This is a genomic window from Vibrio hepatarius, from assembly GCF_011806575.1.
Classification (GTDB): Bacteria; Pseudomonadota; Gammaproteobacteria; order Enterobacterales; family Vibrionaceae; genus Vibrio; species Vibrio hepatarius_A.
On record NZ_JAATOO010000020.1, the window covers coordinates 71,271 to 88,150 of the forward strand.

Consider the following 16,880-nt stretch of genomic DNA (forward strand, 5'->3'; position numbering starts at 1 on the left):
CTCAGCGGGCTTTTCGAATGTGGCGGAGAGATAGGGATTTGAACCCTAGATACGCTATTAACGTATGCCGGTTTTCAAGACCGGTGCTTTCAACCACTCAGCCATCTCTCCGTTGCGGGAGGTATAGTAGTTTTTGCCATACCCCTTGTAAAGCACTAATTTGCTTTGCGTTGTTTAAATGGCGATAAACTAAGCACTTGATTCAATTGCTTCTATACTCGTATCAAAGGTTAAAGTACGATTTTATAGGTAAATTACTCTAAAGTTTATATTGCAATAAAATAGTGTTTTATTGCTAAGCTACTGAAAACAATAAAAAATACCAGTTTCATGCAACACTTGTACGCCCGAAAATCGTTGCACAAGATTGTGAAGTGTTTCAAAATTACGTAATTAACCGGCACAAATGGTAAATTTCAGAGGTTTTTATGAAAGTCGCTGACTTGTTTAAACATCGTGGTGAATCAGATTCAAAGCAACACTCAGAGTTTATGCAATGGGTTTCTCCTACTATGCGTGAGTATTGGGGAGAGTTCCTGAACAAAACCAATAACCGCCATTTGTTTACTCGTCTACGTGATCTTCAGCAACCAGCGGTTAATGATGAGCTTCAAGTTCAACCAAAGCCAATTGAGTTAAAACCAGAAGCTCAAGCGCTTTATGATGAACTGCAACTTAAGCTAGGTGAAGTGATCCATGTTGGCGATTGGCTGGACGTGTCTCAAGAGCGTATCAACCAATTCGGCCAAGTGACCGAAGATATGCAATGGATCCATACCGATCCAGAGCGCGCATCGACGGAATCACCATTTAAGACGACAATCGCGCACGGTTTCTTAACGCTTGCTTTGTTACCTAAGCTGACAGACAGCGTAGACCCAGACCAGAACCTATTCCCGACGGCAAAAATGGTGGTGAATATTGGTCTGAATCAGGTGCGTTTCCCTTACCCAGTAAAAGCAGGTAACCGTGTTCGCGCCGTCAGCACGCTATCGAAAGTAACTCCTATTCGTAAAGGGTTAGAGATTGAGCGTGAAATTAAAGTTGAGATCGAAGGCGTTCGTCGTCCAGGTGCGGTAGTGACATCAGTGATTCAATTGCACTTCTAATTTCAGATTCGTAAACAAAAAAGGATACGCAGTGTGTATCCTTTTTTCGTTTTGGTCCTTATTACTGACCCATGGTGTAGCAGCATTCTAGCTGGTAATCATCACCATTTTTCGCGGTGTATTCTTTTTCTTCGGTACACGCTCTTGGTTTACCTTTCTCATCACCTTGTACTAGGCTAATCCAGTGGCGCATTGCAGCAACTTCTGACGTGCCTTGTGGGAACATAGTGCATGTTTCTAGTTGGATGTCGGCAATCTGTACCAGTTGTACGCAGCCTGTGCCTTTCTGTTTGCCAAACGTTAGCTCTACGTGGCTACCAGTACCGTCACGGAACAGAATCGACGCTGGTGATTCCTTCTCACCGCTGAAAGCAACAAAGTGCTTCGGGTGTTTTAGACCGCTGTGACGGCCATCTTTGAAGTAAGCCATAACGTGGCGGTAATCAATTACGTAAGCGGTAACGTCTTGGTGAGAACCTTCTTCCAGTGGGAACAAGCGGTCTAGCAGCTGTTTTGCTTTTACTTGTTTCTCTGAAGTTTGTTTCGAGTCCATTTTCTCTACCGCGAAGACTGCTTCAGCGATAAATGGCATGTCATTATTTTGGATTTCTGTTTTATCGAATGTCAGCATGTTCATGGCGTTTCCCTCGCGGATATTTCACAACTTTATGTCCTGGAGCAAGTTTTTCACACTTAACGTTTTATTCATGTTCGTTTTGTGACCTTGCTTACTTTCTATACTAGTGAATTTTTTACTACAATTTCACAACAAAAATTTTACACTGTGAATTTTACAAAATTATGCTGTCAAAAAGTCTCATACGTCAGTCCCATTTTTTAGGGACCAAGATAAGAAACCTCAGGAAACGCAATCACTTAACGATGGAAGACCTGTCGGCTAGGTGTATAAGAGTCAACCCTGAGTACGCACCGTCGGTTTCTTACTTATCGATGATCGAGCGCGGAAAACGCGTTCCAAGCATCGATATGTTGGAAGTGATCGCCGAAGTTTTTCAAAAAGATCCTGCGTGGTTTTTAGATGATGAACCGGAGCAAGCGGACATCACGCCTGATAAAGGCAATCGTGGTGGTATAAGCGGTATGGCGTTAGAACCAAGCTTCTTGTTCTCTAACGATATCCTGCAAATCGCGATTCCAGAGATGTTGTCACAAACCGGGATTACGGGACGTCAATTTGCTCACTTGTTGATTCGCGCCCACCAAGAAAGCAACCAAAACCACTTCCCTGATTTGGAACGCGCCGCAGAAGAAGTTGGTTTAAAGCGCCTCAATCTATCGGCAGAAGATCTGATGGATATCGCCCGCAGCATGGGTTTGACCATTCGTTGGATTTCTCGCCCACCACAAGACATCGTTGATGAACTCGGTGTCAGCGCGAAACAGGTCGTCACGTCTTTCTTTGAGCCTCCGGGTTTTATCTACCTAAATGAAATCCTTAAACAGTACCCTACGCGCTTAAAATACGATTTAGCGGTCTACCTAGGGCATTGTGTGCTGCACAACAAAGAAGGGCTAAAGAGCGTGCTCTCTGTCGGTCATGCAAACAGCTGGGAGGAAAACTCTCAAGCCAACCCGACTTCTGAGCTGAATTCGCAAGACATACTGCAAGCGTGGCGCGATTTCGAATCGAGCTTTTTCGCCGGTGCGCTACTTTGCCCGAAAGTGCCATTTCGTCAGCTGTTAGACCGAAGCGGTTACGAGATCGACGTACACAAGAAAGCGGGCGTGTCACCGTCAGTGGCGATGCGGAGGATGACGGTTGTGTCCCCTTACCCACATTGGCACTACTTTGATGCTTACGGGCAGAATAAGCTTAAAGCGGTTTATCGCGGTAATGGTATCCCACTGCCTTGGGGTAACATGCGTAAAGTGAACGACCCTTGCCAACACTGGGCAGTGTTCAGAAGGCTGTCAGAGCCGCAAAACGGCAGCTCTGCCCAGATTTCGATTCTTAACGTTGGCGACGAACCAAGAATCTACTGTTGTGAATCCGTCAACATGACCGACCCTGCGGGTAACAACCGAGTGTTATGTGCGGGTATCGACTTAAACCCCGCTATCGATGCGCAAGGTGGCGACTCGCGTATGATTGCAGAAGAGTTAAAATCGCTCTGTGTGGGTAACGGCGGTACGGCCGCGATTCCAAGACACATCCAAAGAGAGTTCACGACGATTGCAAAAATTCTCAATATCAATTGGATTGAACGTGGAATTCAGTCGGATGCTCGAGTGATCTGTTCACGCGGTGCTGTGTGTCCAAGAAAGCCGAGTTGTTATAACGGGTGTCAGGATGTACAGGACGGTGAGGATTAGCAGGCAAAAAAAAAGCCAATCACAATTTGCGTGGTTGGCTATATTTGATTGTGAACAAAAAAGTTCACTAACAACGTCAGTTGGCTAGGTGACCCTCGGCTTAATAAGGGTCAAACTAGATAATGCAGTTAGCGTGCCAACTTTAAATCTACCTCTAAAGAGTTATTTTTAGCCTAATTTATCGCCTGTTTCATGAAAACATGGTGCATAGCATAAATCAATTTTGCGAATCGTCGCATTTTGCAAAATTAAAACTTCGCACTTTGCAATATCAAACACTCTCTCCAAGCTCAATTCGATAGCCGAGATCAATACAGGCAGGCCAATCTTGACTGCCCTTTAAACGCTCAATCAACTGCTGAGCTGCAACTTTACCTATTTCTTCTCTAGGCGTAAGTACCGTTGCCAGTTTCGGAATCATCACTTGGCTGATGTCGTGACCGTGAAACCCTGCAATCGCCATTCGCTCAGGAATAGAAATACCGCGGCGCTGACACTCGTACAACGCACCGATTGCTAAGTCATCGTTGGTACAGAAGATCCCATCAACATACGGATACTTATCTAGCACTTCGCCTAACAGTTTAGAGCCGAGCGTAAATGATGAGGCATCTTCAGTTTGCAGGGTAATCTCAGTTTTACCCACTTCCGCTAGAGCTTGTCGGTAACCTTCCATTTTCAAGCGAGTTCGTTCATCCATTCGCGCCGCAAAGTACGCGATATGTTTACGCCCTTGCGCTAACATCGCCTTGGTCATCTCTTTGGCGGCTTGTGTATTGTCAAACCCAACCGCTTGCTCGATACGCGGCGAGTAAGAATCCATGATTTCAACCACTGGGATGGAAGCGGTCTGCAGCATCTTACGTGCTTTTTCTGTGTGTACGTTCTCCGAGAGGATGATCGCATCCACGTTGTAAGAAAGTAGTGATGCAATGCTCTGCTCTTCTAGCTCTTCACTATAGCTATAGTGAGCGATCATGGTTTGATAGCCTGCTGGGGTTGTCACCGACTCAATACCACGTATTACTTCTGCAAATACTTGGTTGGTTAAAGACGGAACTAACACACCAATCGCGTTGGATTTCGCGTTGGAGAGAATGTCAGGAGCTCGATTAGGGATGTAGCCGAGGTCTTCGACGGCTTGTTCTACTTTTTCTCGGATCGCTTCGGAAACTTGAGCAGGGTCGCGCAGGCAACGGCTGACTGTCATTTTAGTCACTCCTACCCTGTCTGCGATATCTTGCAACGTTGGACGTTTCTTCTTAATTGCCATTGTCTAATTTTTATTCTATGTGTTGTGTTACTGGTAACATTGTACCCATCACGACAAACATTTTCGTTGGCATGGATAACAAAAAAGCGCTCACCTTGGGTGAACGCTTGAATTTATAGGCTGATTTGAGCTCTTTTTTCCTCGCTCCAGGAGATGTGGAACTTATGCTCCTCGGTTTCATCAACTCTTGAATAAGTGTGGGATCCAAAGAAATCCCGTTGAGCTTGCAGTAAGTTCGCAGGTAGTACCTCGCTTCTTAGTCCATCGAAGTAACTCAATGCAGAGCTAGTGCCCGGCATCGGCACACCACTCAGTGCCGAATTCGCGACGGTTCTACGCCAGCCTAATGAGCGCTGCTCAACCTCTTGCACGAAATGGCTCGAGAACAGCAGATTGTCCAATTCACTCTGTGCTTGATATGCGCTGGTGATTTCTTGCAAAAATGCCGCACGGATAATACAACCTGCACGCCAGATCTTAGCGATCTGCGCAAAATCTAACTGCCACGCTTCTTTTTCAGAGGTGCTCTTCATCAAGTCAAACCCTTGCGCGTACACCGCGAGCTTGGCGCAGTAGAGTGCATCTCGCAGATCATCCAGAGTTTGCTGCTTATCTAGATTGTGGTCTTTTACCACTTGGGTCTTCAACACAGCGCTCGCTTTTACACGCACTGCTTTTTGTCCACTTTGCGCACGCGCAAACACCGCTTGAGCGATAGTTGGTGCGGGCGTGCCCTCTTGCAAGCTGTTCACCGCAGTCCAAAGACCAGTGCCTTTTTGACCCGCTTTGTCCAGTACTACCTCAACAAAAGGCTTTCCTGTTATTGGGTCTGGCGTTTGCAAAATATCCGCGCTGATTTCCATCAAATAACTATTGAGCACGCCTTGATTCCACTTGGCAAATGTATCACCAATTTCATGTGCGCTCATGCCCAATACGTCAGACATAAAATGGTACGCTTCGCAGATCAATTGCATGTCAGCGTATTCGATTCCGTTGTGCACCATCTTCACATAATGCCCTGCTCCGGCTGGGCCCAAGTAGGCGGCGCATGGCTCGCCTTGATCAAACGGACCGACTGGTAAACCTTGCGTGTCCACTTTCGCTGCGATTGCATGCCACATCGGTTCAATGTAGTTCCATGCATCTCGATTTCCGCTTGCCATCAGGGCTGGGCCAAATCGCGCCCCCACTTCACCGCCAGACACTGCGGTACTGAAAAAGCGCAGTTGTCCTTGGTAGTGCAGCTCACGTGCTTCGGTGTCAGTCCATAGGCTATTACCAGTATCGATAACAATATCTTCGCTGCTTAAGCCTGCGTTAAGTAAGTCTTGTACGACATTATCGACAACCTCACCCGCCGGAACAGACAGTGCAATCACTCGCGGTTTAGTCAGCGATTCTAATAACGCTGCCAAACTGTCAACGGTGATTAACTGCCCTTTGTCGCTTTGCTGTATCAGCGCCTTGGCATCATTAAGGGCGGCTTGTCTGTGCTTGTCGCTGATATCAAACCCAGTGACAGAAAAACCATGATCAACTAGGTTTAACGCGAGGCTTTTCCCCATCACACCTAAGCCAATCATCGCGATATTAGATAGCGCCATTGTTTGACTCCTCTATCGCTTTTAATGCGGCAGCAAGTACTTGTGGTACATCGGCCGAAATATCAATAAACAGTGCTTCGTCTTGCTCTGGTTCGATCAGCGCTTCAAACTGGCTTTTAAGCATCACCTCTCCGTTGAAGTAATGGTTAGCGCGCTGTTGATGCCGCGACCAAATCGTCTCGAAATCACCTTGCAGATAGACGATCACTAACTCGTCATTGTTGCGGCGTAAAATATCGCGGTATGCAGGCTTAAGCGCCGAGCACGCGATCACCGCTGCCTCGTTCTCGACATAAATGCGGTTGAGCGTTTCCAACCAGCCAATGCGGTCATCATCATTGAGCGGGATGCCTTGCGCCATCTTTTCCACGTTCGCTTTTGGATGGTAGTCATCACCATCGTGAAAAGGTAAGCCCAGCGCTTTGGCAATCTCGCTGCCAATCAGGCTTTTACCACAGCCTGATACGCCCATAACTAAGATTTTTTTCGCTTTCATTGGACAATACTATCCTTAGCCTTCAGCTGTCACTGAAGGCTGAGTGACCCAAATGGGTGTGTTGCTAATTCAAAATTCGGTTGTGGTTATTTCCACCACATGGCCAGTTCAGGGAACATGATCACTAGGCTTAACACAAAGATTTGTAGGCCGATAAATGGCAGCAGCGACTGGAAGATTTCGCCAAGGCTGATGTCTTTCGGCGCAACAGATTTCAGGTAGAATGCAGCCGGACCAAACGGTGGCGACAAGAAAGACACCTGCATGTTGAGACAGAACACAACGCCAAACCAGATTGGGTCATAGCCCAAGCTAATCACGATTGGTACGAAGATTGGCATCGTCAGTAGTGCAACGCCTACCCAATCAAGGAACATACCAAGCACCAGTAGAATCGCCATCATGATAAGTAGAGTCAGCAACGCGCTTCCGCCACTTAAGCCAAGAATGACTTCTTCAACAAAGTCGATACCGCCCATTAGGTTGTAAATACCCACCAACGCACTCGCGCCGATACCAATCCACATGATCATGCCACAGGTACGCATGGTTGCGATGGCACTCTCTTTGAGCATTTTGAAATTCATCTCGCCACGAATAACGGCAGAGATCATAATACCGACTACGCCTAGCGCCGATGCTTCGGTCACTGACGCCACACCCGTGTAGATACTGCCAAGTACTACAGCGACAGAAAGCAGCGGGAAAAACAGCGCTTTAAAGTAGCTAACCTGAGGCTCTTCTTCTTCGCCAGAGTCACTTGGGATTGGCGCAAGAGCAGGGTTCAATTTACAACGAATTAGTACATAGGCGATGTAACAACCCGCCAGAATGAACGCCGGCAAGAATGACGCTTTAAACAGGTCACCGATAGAGACACTCGCCGTCATACCATAGATGATAAGAACGATACTTGGTGGCAGCATAGTACCCAACGCGCCACCCGCACAGGTCGTACCGATCGCCAGTTTGCGGTCGTAGCCTAAACGCAGCATTTGTGGCAGTGCCAGAATACCCAGCAATACCGTTTCACCACCGATTACGCCCGACATCGATGCCAACAGTACCGCAACCAATAGAGTTTGCACTGCAACGCCACCGCGCACTTTTCGTCCGACTGACTTCATCGCGTCAAACAGGTCTTTTGCAATCCCCGAACGGTCTAAAAGCGCCGCCATCAAAACGAACATAGGTACGGCTAAGAATACGTAACCCGAAGCAAAGCTGTAGGTACGGCTCGCGATAAGTGGCAGTGCGTCTGGACCAAACCAGCAAAGGGTGAAGAAAATCGCGACAAAACCTGTCACGAACGCCAACTGCATACCCGTAAGTAATAGGCCAATCATCATGACCAGCATGAGTAAACTACCCCATGCGATGCCAATAGAAGATAAATCAAACATCGTCTTTCTTCCTTAGCCCCATGATCTCTTGGATTAGGTGCAATACGTACTGAACAACAAGAATACAAAGGACGACAAAAATCAGACCTTTAAGTAGCGCAGGATAAGGCGCATTCAGCACCGAGCCTGACGTTTCGAGGCGTAACTCACCCCAAGGAGTAAACCATGACTCCATCGCCATCGCGTAAGCGGCGTACGCCAACATGCCTGCAAACGCTAAACCGACAATATGGTGGACCAAGTTAAGGTACTTGCGCGTCTGGTTGGAGACCGAATCGTAAATCAGCACGACTCGTACATGTTTGTTCGCCGCAAAAGCGTAGATACCGCCGACGATAAATAGTGAGCCACCAATAAATGAAGCCGTTTCATGCACCCAAGTTGTCGGCGCATCAAACACATATCGCATCAGCACTTCGTAAAAAGAAATCAGTACCGTAAAAATGAAGAACCAGCTCAGTACATTACTGATTTTAATAATCGTTTTATCAAGAACGTTTCTTGGCTGTTCTTCTTGCTCATGGGGAGCATGTGGGGTTTTATCAGTCATTACCATCTTTTCCCAAAAATAGGGAGGGCCGTGGCCCTCCTGAGAGAAGCTTACTGAGTCAGCTCGCTTATAGAAGGCCGTTTTCTTCTAGGAATGTTGTTACTGAGTCATACACTTTCTGTGCATTTGGAGAACGCTCAGCGAACACTTTCCATTGTGACTTAGCAATTTCACGGAACTTCTTGCGTTCTTCGTCAGACCAGTTGTGGATCGTAATATCTGGGTTTGCTTGTGCTTCTTTTACCGCCGATTGGTCAGCCATTTTTAGTTGGGTTGTCATGTCGTACGAGAAATCACGTACCGACGTTTGTAAAATTGTCTGCAGGTCTGCTGGCATCTTGTCCCATTTCTTTTGCGAGATAGAGATGTCAATAAGCGGTAGTGAATGGAAGCCCGGCTGAACTGGGTGTGTCGCGATGTCATTCATGCCTGCTTTTTGGTTTGTTGAGAATACAGTGTAGTCCGCTGCATCGATAACGCCTTTACTCAAACCGGTAAATACTTCTGAACCTGGCAAGTTAACTGGTGTTGCACCAGCCGCTGCAAACACTTGTTGAACCAGACCTTCAGGTGCACGCAGTTTGAGGCCTTTCAGGTCAGCTACGCCATCAATTGGCTTTTTAGAAATGAAAGATTCTACGCCTGTCGTTGACGCACCAACGAACTTCACACCGTAAGGAGCATAAAGCTCAGTCATCAGCTCGTTACCACCGCCGTAGTTCATGTATTGCAGTAGCTGCGTTGTATCAGACCACGCACCAACCATGTTACCAATCAAACCAAATGCCGGATCTTTACCAGAAAAGTAACCCGTCGCGGTGACTTGACCATCAAGAATACCCATTTTGATCGCACCCAACGTTTCAGTGTGCTTCACCACTGCGCCGACTGGTAGTAAGTCGATATCGATACGACCGTTAGACATTTTCTCCACGCGATCAGCCCAGTTTTGCTGAACTTGGAAATTTAGGTCGCCTGAAGGGTCAGAAGACTGAATCTTTAATTTAAAGTCAGCCGCAAGTGCAGACACTGAAAACAGTCCGGTGATAGAGGCTGCAAGCAAAGTTTTTGTCAACGCTTTCATAGTAGGGGGTATCCTTGTTTTGTTTCATGTCTTCAATCTAGCTTAAACCAGCTGATTGGTGATCCGGTTAATTGTTATATGTTACCGGTAACGTTGAGGCACATGTTACCGGTAACAAGAAAACGTTTTCCATGACACTTATCACAAGTTTTAATTTTGTTAATAAATAGGAACGCAGTAGTAGTTAAGTTGTGACTGTGCGCACGGAATACCTTAAGAAACTGACATCACATCAATAAGAAAGGCGGACACCAAGTGTTAGTGCTTACGAAACACCCACACGGGTCCGATTAACAAATAAATCAAATCATCAAAAAAGGATGGCTTCTTCCCTTCTATTTTGTGACCGATAAACTGCAGCATCCAAAGAGCAGCAAAAGTAATGAGAGAAAACATAAATACCGGTACGCCTAGAAGTTCCAATGACCAGACCAACGAAATGCACGCTAAAGTAAAGCCGAGCATCATCAGAAAAACGCTAATAGACAGTTTGAGGTAGAAAAACATCACAGGTAGAAAGGCAACCCACACCCAGTTGAGCGAGATGCCGTACAGATTGAGAGGCGGGATCGACCAAATCAATCCGACGACCGATAAGAATATGCCCGGCACCGCAATGGTGTGGATCTTTTTATTGATTGGATTCTGATGGCTCTCACCATAATCGTGGAGCCATTGTGTTAAATTTCGCATGCGTACCTCAAAAACTGGCTACTTCTTATTTTCTATAGCATGGTTTTTCAGGTTCCGCTCACACCCAAGCGGTTTAATTAATACTGCGAGCGTGGCGACGTTTGACTAAATACATACTCGTATCGGCTTCTCGTAACATCTCTTCGACACTTTCATATTCTGGAGCATACAAGGCGCAACCGACGCTGACGTGTAAGTCAATCAAATGCTGGTCATAAATTACCGGACTGTGACTGATTGCCTTTTCAAGTTTCGCTTTGATGGAGTCTACATCAAGCTTATTCGCCATGCGTGGTAGTAGGATTAGGAACTCATCACCGCCAATTCGCGCGACGACGTCAGAGCTACGCAGCACGCCCTTGATTCGTTCAGAGGTCGCGATCAGTACTTTATCACCAGCACCATGGCCATGTGTATCGTTAATGCTTTTAAACTTATCTAAATCAATGGACAGAATAGCAAAACAGTCTTTAACGGTGTTTTTCTTCGCCGATTCAAAATGATTTTGTAAGGTGTACATAAAATAACGTCGGTTTGGCAATAGCGTCAATTCGTCTTGCAATGAGCGTCTGTTCGCAACTGAATACAAACGGAAAATCTGCCCAAACGAAAGTAGCAGCGCTAGGATCATCGGGTAACCAATCAATCGCACCGCGTGCACGCTGTACCAATCGGCGTAACTTAATAAATCACCTTTCTCTGCCGCCGCAATCACCCAGCTGCCGTAAGGAAAGTAAACGTGTTCAATGGCGAAAGCGTTATCAAATGTAGATTGTGTGCCATAAAATAACTCACCTTCCACACCAGAACTATCGGTACCGCGCATGGCCAGTGTGTACTTATGTTCAAACGCTTCTACGCTGGCTTCCTGGAACAAAGATTCTAGGTCGATAACCGCACTACATACACCCCAGTAACGTATATTGTAGGGTGGATCTTCAAAGATAGGCACACGCGCAATCAAGCCTTTGCCACCCTGCACTAGGTCGACTGGCCCCGCGATAAAGATCTCTTGCACTTCTCGCGCTTTTTGTACGCTGTGCCATTGTTCTGGCATTTGTTGGTAATCTAGACCAATCGCACGCTCATTACCTTCAAACGGATAGATATACTTAATAACATCGTTCGGCGCTAACCCAACAACGCGAATATGGCGACTCTTGCGCATAATGCTAGAAGCCATAAGATCCCATCCAGAAAATTCAAAGTCTGGATTAGCTGCAATTAACGTAGAAAGACCGTTCGCCACATAGATGTCTGACACAATCGCCGACTCCAGTTCAGAACGAACAATAGATAACTCTTCTTTAGCGCGTGCGCGAATACTCTCACGCAAAAATGTTTTCTGGCTGGCGTCTAAAGACTCAACCAATGTCACAGCGAGAACAGTCAGCAGCAAAATAAATAAAGTAACAGACCAGTGTCTGCTCAGGCGATCCCGCATCACTCCCCCAATAAAATCCACTACCACTAATGCGGTGCAAATGCCGAAAGCCAACTGAGTTGCTTTAGATACTGAACAAGATCATTGTATTTATATTTTTATTATTTATGTAAAATACATGACTCTGAATAAACTTTCACCGTAAATTGGCTAAAAATCGTTGTCGTGGCACGTTAAATGCCGCAATAACCGGCGAAAACACATCCATTTGACGACAAAACATCTCAATAAATGCTGTACTGCAACTATCTCCTTGTTTTTACAGAGCAACGTCTAGCGATTGTTCCTAATTATAGTCGCCACCGAGTTCGGATTTGATTAACTTAACCTTGTGGTGATTTATTGCGTCTATCTGACAGCAAGTTTACATCAACGCTAATAATGAGTGCTAATGTCGAAGCGAACGAATCTCACTGTTTGCTACACTCACTAAAGCCAGCGGCTTGATATTTTTATTAGGGATAACATCAAGTTTGCTAAACGTTATGGAGCTGAATATGCGCCAACAAATCCTTGCTTTTTTACTCGGTCTTGCGCTACTGCCAAGTGCCTTTGCAGACACCAGTTACCAAGAGTCTGCTGACATTATTAAAGAAACTTACGAGACCCAGTTATACACGCTCTCGGCATTCAAAGCAGGGCATTACGGGCTAAGAATGTACCGACAAACTCTCGACAACAAATATGCGGCTGCGGTGTGGAGTGACATGGCACGAGTCGCGAGTCGACTTAATCGCTTCGCGGCGGAAGTTCATACTCCCGAGCAAATCTTGCTTCATTCTGAAAAACGCATTGCTGGCTACTTAGATGAAACCGACGAGCGCAGTGTTCGACGTTACAACATCACTCGACATATGCCGGAATACCTATACTTAGGTGTCGATTTATTGGGTTCAATGGCGCGCGCGAATGAATACGGCTTAAAACACAAAGACGATGCGAAACTGCGTCAGGTGATCCGCCGTTACGATTTCAACAAATACGCCACCAACCCAGAAATGATTGAAGCTTGGGCCGCACAATTGGCTAATCAGGTCTTCTGGCTGCGTCAACTCGGTGAGCAAGACGTGGTTGAACCTTTTATTAAAGCGTTCAGAGAAACGTACCCTGACGAGAGAGACAAAACACTCAATACTCAGCAATACGGCAACAAACTGTACGGCTTAACCCATATCATTTTTGCAGACTCCGCTTACTACCAATATCGTGTAGACGAGAAGCAATACCAATGGATTTACGATTACTTCCGCGAAAACATCGATACTATTTTGCTGCGTGCTAAAGAAGACATCATCGCAGAAGTGGGTATTAGCTTCCTATTGGCGGGATTAGACGATGACCCGGTCGTCGAGAAGACAAGAGCCGCGATCCAAAAAGCGCTGCATAAAGATAAAGGTATTATTCCTTCTGTGCGTGGGGATTTTGATTTGGCTTACGGTGAACACCGCAATGTATTGGCCATCATGCTATTAGACTGGCAGAAAGTAAACCCAGCACCAACTGTCACCAGTCAACCGAAAGTGTTTTCCAGTATCCCTTACGGCTTAGTAGCCAAGTAAGGCTAGTGCTTCAACATGCAAAAACACCTCTCACTTTGAGAGGTGTTGAGTTTAGATAAATCAATTCGTATCAGCCTGACATATACATCAGCCAAAGTGAACAGAGCATAATCACGATCAACCACACGACGTAGCGAACGGTATGTGGTTTTTCCTTTCTCGGCACAATAATTGGTTTTAATGCGGCTTCTCTAGCGCTGCGCAACAAAGATTCCTTACGAGCAATTTCATCACGCCTTTTTTGCGCCTGGCGCGCCACTTTACCAAACCGGTGCAATTGTTCTGGCGTCATATCTTGGCTTGGATCATAGCCGGAGTTGTGGCCAGGATGTTTTGGTAACACTGCCATACTCACCTCCTCACCATATGGCTTCCTTAATGTTAATTATAGCCAAGGTTTATTTTGATAAACTTGATATTTGTTGGCTAAATCTTCGGCATTTCCGAATTTTTTTACCAGTGTGAGCAGAGATAAAGGGGTTAGAACAGCGCCGCTAGAAGATGCAGCGCTGAAATGGCTTACAAGTATTCGCACAAATAAGCTGTTGTCACAGGCAGACGCAAGTCGAATGATGAATCACCCGCAACTTCAAAAGAGTCACCGTCTTTATAGGTTGTCCACTCGCTATCGCCAACACGTTTAATGGTCATTTCTCCTTTAACCACTGTCATACGTTCTGGCGCAGCAGTGCCAAACGTGTACTCACCCTCAAGCATTACGCCCACACTTGAGTTTTCTTCACCTTGCGTAAAACCAAGGGACTTAACGTTATCTTCAAAGTAGCTATTTACTTTAATCATTGATTCCTCCATGAATACCCCAACTGGGGTCAACTCGAATAAGTGAGTAATCTTTTATCTCAATTCAGAGTGACGAGCAATAGAACAAACGGGTTCTGCAACGATTTAGTTACTGCTACCCCACTGATACTTATCACTTAAATCAAGCGATCATGCTTGAACGTTGGAGCTGATTGCGATTAATCTCTGAATGACTTGGCTCTGTCAGAAGCTTCTGTCGTTTTCTCGAGCGGGTAAATACAACAAATGAAAATTACCGCAAACTTTTGGACTAAGGTTCCATTTTTGGTTTGTAATAATTGCGTCAGTACTCAATATCTAACAAGCTTTATTGATTAAACGATAATACGTTCTGTATACGAACTCAGCTAATGGATTAAGCTTTACTCATGGCACGAGCCCAACTCATCAAAACCTTGTTCATCTCTTTAATTTGTGCCCTAGCCATTGGATTCTCGTCACTTCTGTACTTCAGCTATCAAGACTACGTTAACCCAGAGCAAGTGTATTCACGTTGGATTGAAATTGGCTCACCAAAGTACAACACCGAAGTACTGACTTTGAATGATAAAGGCGTATTTCGTAACGGCCGTTTGATCGCCACCAGTTTTGAGTACGATGGTGAGAAGATTTACATCACAACCGGTGATGGCACGTCGATTTATCAGGTAACTGGTACTTTCGATTCTCCACAACTAAGACGTATTCAACCAAACAGCCCAAGCCAACAGTTTGTTAAAGAAGGCTTTGAAAGCACAATCAACCTTGAAGGCGGCGGTGCGGCCAACCGTCGCGCGGCATTGAGCAATCACTTCGACGAAGAGTAATCGCAGCAACTTTCACTTTGTGTCACAAACAAGCTAGTTTGATAAAGATCAACACTTTATACTGGTTCCAAATTCTCGCAACGTAAAGCAAAAATATGGACCAGTTACTCGCACAATTGCCTCCGTCTGTTGTCGCACTGCTCGATAAGTGGGACAGCAATGTTCTCCTTATCACTATTGCCAGCTTCTTCGCTTGGTTAGTCTGGAAAGTCATCTACAACCGTCTGGAAATCCTTACCGAGAAAACCCGCTTTCATTGGGATGATTTGATCCTTGCTTCTGTGAGTGCCCCCATCAGCGCGCTGATCTGGTGTTGGCCAGCGACTATCTCACTAGGCTTTATCCTAGAAGATTACACCCAGTCGACACTGGATTGGCTGAGTACACTGAAGCTGATGCTGGTGATTGGTATCTTCGTCTGGATCACCATGCGTTTGGTCACCAATATCGAAGAGTATGCACTGACGCAGAAGAATCGCGACGAAACCACGGTGCAAGCGATCGCCAAAGTTGCTCGCTTGTTCTTTATCGTTATCGGTGCGCTGACGATTATGCAGGCGTTTGGCTTAAGCCTGTCAGGCTTACTGACCTTTGGTGGTGTCGGTGGTTTGATTGTCGGTTTAGCAGCCAAAGATTTACTTTCCAACTTCTTTGGCGGCTTGATGATTTACTTTGACCGACCTTTTAAAGTCGGTGATTGGGTACGCTCACCTGACAGAGAAATCGAAGGCACAGTAGAGAGAATCGGCTGGCGAATGACGATCATCCGCACCTTTGATAAACGACCTTTGTACGTGCCAAACTCGGTATTTAGCAGCATTGTGGTGGAAAACCCATCTCGAATGCTTAACCGCCGTATCTACGAAACCATTGGAGTACGTTACGACGATTCGCAACAAGTATCGTTGATCGTTGAAGATATTAGGTCGATGCTAGAATCCCATCCAGACATCGATGCAAAGCAAACTCTGATCGTTAACTTCAATGGCTTTGGCCCTTCATCACTCAATATCATGGTCTACACCTTTACCAAAACGGTGAACTGGGTGCGCTACCACAAAGTGAAGCAAGACGTGCTGCTAAAAATTATGCAGATCATCGAAAGCCGTGAAGCTCAAATCGCCTTCCCTACTCAAACGATCAAACTTGATGTAGAAAACGCCGGTGAATTCGCTGGCATGCAGCCGCAAAACGAACATCAACCTTAAACCATTCAGCCCCGATAGTTGGGGCTGTAATGTATCAAATTCCACATGGGACTCGCTATGCATAGCGTTTTGCTGTCAACCATCAAGTCAGGCTGACGAATAGTGCTCAACGCTCTTTAAAGTGAACATCACTTAGAACACGAAGACGCTGTGCCGCTTGTTCAGCCGTTAAATCCCTCTGGTTCTCTGCTAGCATTTCATAGCCCACCATGAACTTACGTACCGTGGCACTGCGCAGTAGCGGCGGGTAGAACAATGCATGTAGTTGCCAATGGTCAATATCTGTATTTTCTTCAAAAAAGGGGGCATAGTGCCAGCCCATTGAATACGGGAAGGAACATTGGAATAAATTGTCATAACGGCTAGTGAGTTTTTTAATCGCTAACGCAAGGTCATCACGTTGTTCATTGTTGAGCTCACTCATGCGACGAATATGTGTTTTAGGTAGCAACATGGTTTCAAACGGCCAAGCAGCCCAATACGGAACAAGCG

The 16,880-nt window shown here is 45.9% G+C and carries 17 protein-coding genes and 1 tRNA gene; 5 read left to right on the forward strand and 13 right to left on the reverse strand.

Going from position 1 to position 16,880, the window contains the following annotated elements:
• Positions 1-20: 20 nt before the first annotated feature.
• Positions 21-111: transfer RNA gene (locus tag HCZ42_RS15670), tRNA-Ser, on the reverse strand.
• A gap of 317 nt (positions 112-428) precedes the next feature.
• Here HCZ42_RS15670 and HCZ42_RS15675 point away from each other — a divergent pair.
• Positions 429-1,109: a MaoC family dehydratase gene (locus HCZ42_RS15675; RefSeq protein WP_167421582.1), complete on the forward strand. Its 681-nt coding sequence runs from the start codon at positions 429-431 to the stop codon at positions 1,107-1,109.
• A 61-nt stretch (positions 1,110-1,170) separates the two neighbouring features.
• Here the strand turns inward: HCZ42_RS15675 and HCZ42_RS15680 are convergent, their stop codons facing one another.
• Complete coding sequence (locus tag HCZ42_RS15680; protein WP_053407242.1) at positions 1,171-1,746, reverse strand: malate synthase; 576 nt, start codon at positions 1,744-1,746, stop codon at positions 1,171-1,173.
• 161 nt (positions 1,747-1,907) lie between these two features.
• Here HCZ42_RS15680 and HCZ42_RS15685 point away from each other — a divergent pair, with 161 nt between their 5' ends.
• Positions 1,908-3,443, forward strand: a complete 1,536-nt coding sequence (locus HCZ42_RS15685) for a DUF3612 domain-containing protein (protein ID WP_167421600.1) — start codon at positions 1,908-1,910, stop codon at positions 3,441-3,443.
• Positions 3,444-3,714: 271 nt separating this feature from the next.
• Here the strand turns inward: HCZ42_RS15685 and gntR are convergent, their stop codons facing one another.
• The 8 genes from gntR to HCZ42_RS15725 all read right to left on the reverse strand — a co-directional run bounded on the left by gntR (position 3,715) and on the right by HCZ42_RS15725 (position 11,993).
• Positions 3,715-4,716 carry a gluconate operon transcriptional repressor GntR gene (gene gntR, locus HCZ42_RS15690; RefSeq protein WP_167421583.1) on the reverse strand — a complete coding sequence of 334 codons (1,002 nt, stop codon included), beginning with the start codon at positions 4,714-4,716 and terminating at the stop codon, positions 3,715-3,717.
• A gap of 113 nt (positions 4,717-4,829) precedes the next feature.
• Positions 4,830-6,323: an NADP-dependent phosphogluconate dehydrogenase gene (gndA, locus tag HCZ42_RS15695; protein ID WP_167421584.1), complete on the reverse strand. Its 1,494-nt coding sequence runs from the start codon at positions 6,321-6,323 to the stop codon at positions 4,830-4,832.
• Positions 6,310-6,819, reverse strand: a complete 510-nt coding sequence (locus HCZ42_RS15700; protein WP_167421585.1) for a gluconokinase — start codon at positions 6,817-6,819, stop codon at positions 6,310-6,312. The genes gndA and HCZ42_RS15700 overlap by 14 nt, the downstream gene beginning before the upstream one ends.
• A gap of 86 nt (positions 6,820-6,905) precedes the next feature.
• Positions 6,906-8,222, reverse strand: a complete 1,317-nt coding sequence (locus HCZ42_RS15705; RefSeq protein ID WP_053407238.1) for a TRAP transporter large permease — start codon at positions 8,220-8,222, stop codon at positions 6,906-6,908.
• Complete coding sequence (locus tag HCZ42_RS15710) at positions 8,215-8,772, reverse strand: TRAP transporter small permease subunit (RefSeq protein WP_167421586.1); 558 nt, start codon at positions 8,770-8,772, stop codon at positions 8,215-8,217. The genes HCZ42_RS15705 and HCZ42_RS15710 overlap by 8 nt, the downstream gene beginning before the upstream one ends.
• Before the next feature lie 67 nt (positions 8,773-8,839).
• Positions 8,840-9,856 carry a TRAP transporter substrate-binding protein gene (locus HCZ42_RS15715; RefSeq protein WP_167421587.1) on the reverse strand — a complete coding sequence of 339 codons (1,017 nt, stop codon included), beginning with the start codon at positions 9,854-9,856 and terminating at the stop codon, positions 8,840-8,842.
• Between the two features lie 258 nt (positions 9,857-10,114).
• Positions 10,115-10,549, reverse strand: coding sequence for an Mpo1 family 2-hydroxy fatty acid dioxygenase (locus tag HCZ42_RS15720; RefSeq protein ID WP_167421588.1), 435 nt, complete (start codon positions 10,547-10,549; stop codon positions 10,115-10,117).
• A gap of 73 nt (positions 10,550-10,622) precedes the next feature.
• The gene (locus HCZ42_RS15725; RefSeq protein ID WP_167421589.1) at positions 10,623-11,993 is read right to left on the reverse strand and encodes a diguanylate cyclase; all 1,371 of its coding nucleotides are present in this window, start codon (positions 11,991-11,993) and stop codon (positions 10,623-10,625) included.
• Positions 11,994-12,490: 497 nt separating this feature from the next.
• On the opposite strand from HCZ42_RS15725, the gene HCZ42_RS15730 reads away from it, so the two are divergent.
• Complete coding sequence (locus HCZ42_RS15730; RefSeq protein ID WP_167421590.1) at positions 12,491-13,552, forward strand: DUF3541 domain-containing protein; 1,062 nt, start codon at positions 12,491-12,493, stop codon at positions 13,550-13,552.
• A 70-nt stretch (positions 13,553-13,622) separates the two neighbouring features.
• Here HCZ42_RS15730 and HCZ42_RS15735 read toward each other — a convergent pair whose 3' ends face one another.
• Positions 13,623-13,901: a hypothetical protein gene (locus HCZ42_RS15735; RefSeq protein ID WP_167421591.1), complete on the reverse strand. Its 279-nt coding sequence runs from the start codon at positions 13,899-13,901 to the stop codon at positions 13,623-13,625.
• A gap of 170 nt (positions 13,902-14,071) precedes the next feature.
• Positions 14,072-14,353, reverse strand: a complete 282-nt coding sequence (locus HCZ42_RS15740; protein ID WP_167421592.1) for a pyrimidine/purine nucleoside phosphorylase — start codon at positions 14,351-14,353, stop codon at positions 14,072-14,074.
• Positions 14,354-14,742: 389 nt separating this feature from the next.
• On the opposite strand from HCZ42_RS15740, the gene HCZ42_RS15745 reads away from it, so the two are divergent.
• Positions 14,743-15,180, forward strand: a complete 438-nt coding sequence (locus HCZ42_RS15745; RefSeq protein WP_167421593.1) for a DUF2850 domain-containing protein — start codon at positions 14,743-14,745, stop codon at positions 15,178-15,180.
• A 95-nt stretch (positions 15,181-15,275) separates the two neighbouring features.
• Positions 15,276-16,388, forward strand: coding sequence for a mechanosensitive ion channel family protein (locus HCZ42_RS15750; RefSeq protein WP_167421594.1), 1,113 nt, complete (start codon positions 15,276-15,278; stop codon positions 16,386-16,388).
• A 106-nt stretch (positions 16,389-16,494) separates the two neighbouring features.
• Here HCZ42_RS15750 and galT read toward each other — a convergent pair.
• Positions 16,495-16,880: galactose-1-phosphate uridylyltransferase (galT, locus tag HCZ42_RS15755; protein WP_167421595.1), on the reverse strand; the 386-nt coding region annotated here is incomplete at its 5' end.

Excerpts from the sequence above, each read along its gene's own strand:
- HCZ42_RS15675 (WP_167421582.1), top strand. The coding sequence starts at position 429 with ATGAAAGTCGCTGACTTGTTTAAACATCGTGGTGAATCAGATTCAAAG.
- HCZ42_RS15680 (WP_053407242.1), bottom strand. The coding sequence starts at position 1,746 with ATGAACATGCTGACATTCGATAAAACAGAAATCCAAAATAATGACATG.
- gntR (WP_167421583.1), bottom strand. The coding sequence starts at position 4,716 with ATGGCAATTAAGAAGAAACGTCCAACGTTGCAAGATATCGCAGACAGG.
- gndA (WP_167421584.1), bottom strand. The coding sequence starts at position 6,323 with ATGGCGCTATCTAATATCGCGATGATTGGCTTAGGTGTGATGGGGAAA.
- HCZ42_RS15700 (WP_167421585.1), bottom strand. The coding sequence starts at position 6,819 with ATGAAAGCGAAAAAAATCTTAGTTATGGGCGTATCAGGCTGTGGTAAA.
- HCZ42_RS15705 (WP_053407238.1), bottom strand. The coding sequence starts at position 8,222 with ATGTTTGATTTATCTTCTATTGGCATCGCATGGGGTAGTTTACTCATG.
- HCZ42_RS15710 (WP_167421586.1), bottom strand. The coding sequence starts at position 8,772 with ATGACTGATAAAACCCCACATGCTCCCCATGAGCAAGAAGAACAGCCA.
- HCZ42_RS15715 (WP_167421587.1), bottom strand. The coding sequence starts at position 9,856 with ATGAAAGCGTTGACAAAAACTTTGCTTGCAGCCTCTATCACCGGACTG.
- HCZ42_RS15720 (WP_167421588.1), bottom strand. The coding sequence starts at position 10,549 with ATGCGAAATTTAACACAATGGCTCCACGATTATGGTGAGAGCCATCAG.
- HCZ42_RS15725 (WP_167421589.1), bottom strand. The coding sequence starts at position 11,993 with ATGCGGGATCGCCTGAGCAGACACTGGTCTGTTACTTTATTTATTTTG.
- HCZ42_RS15730 (WP_167421590.1), top strand. The coding sequence starts at position 12,491 with ATGCGCCAACAAATCCTTGCTTTTTTACTCGGTCTTGCGCTACTGCCA.
- HCZ42_RS15735 (WP_167421591.1), bottom strand. The coding sequence starts at position 13,901 with ATGGCAGTGTTACCAAAACATCCTGGCCACAACTCCGGCTATGATCCA.
- HCZ42_RS15740 (WP_167421592.1), bottom strand. The coding sequence starts at position 14,353 with ATGATTAAAGTAAATAGCTACTTTGAAGATAACGTTAAGTCCCTTGGT.
- HCZ42_RS15745 (WP_167421593.1), top strand. The coding sequence starts at position 14,743 with ATGGCACGAGCCCAACTCATCAAAACCTTGTTCATCTCTTTAATTTGT.
- HCZ42_RS15750 (WP_167421594.1), top strand. The coding sequence starts at position 15,276 with ATGGACCAGTTACTCGCACAATTGCCTCCGTCTGTTGTCGCACTGCTC.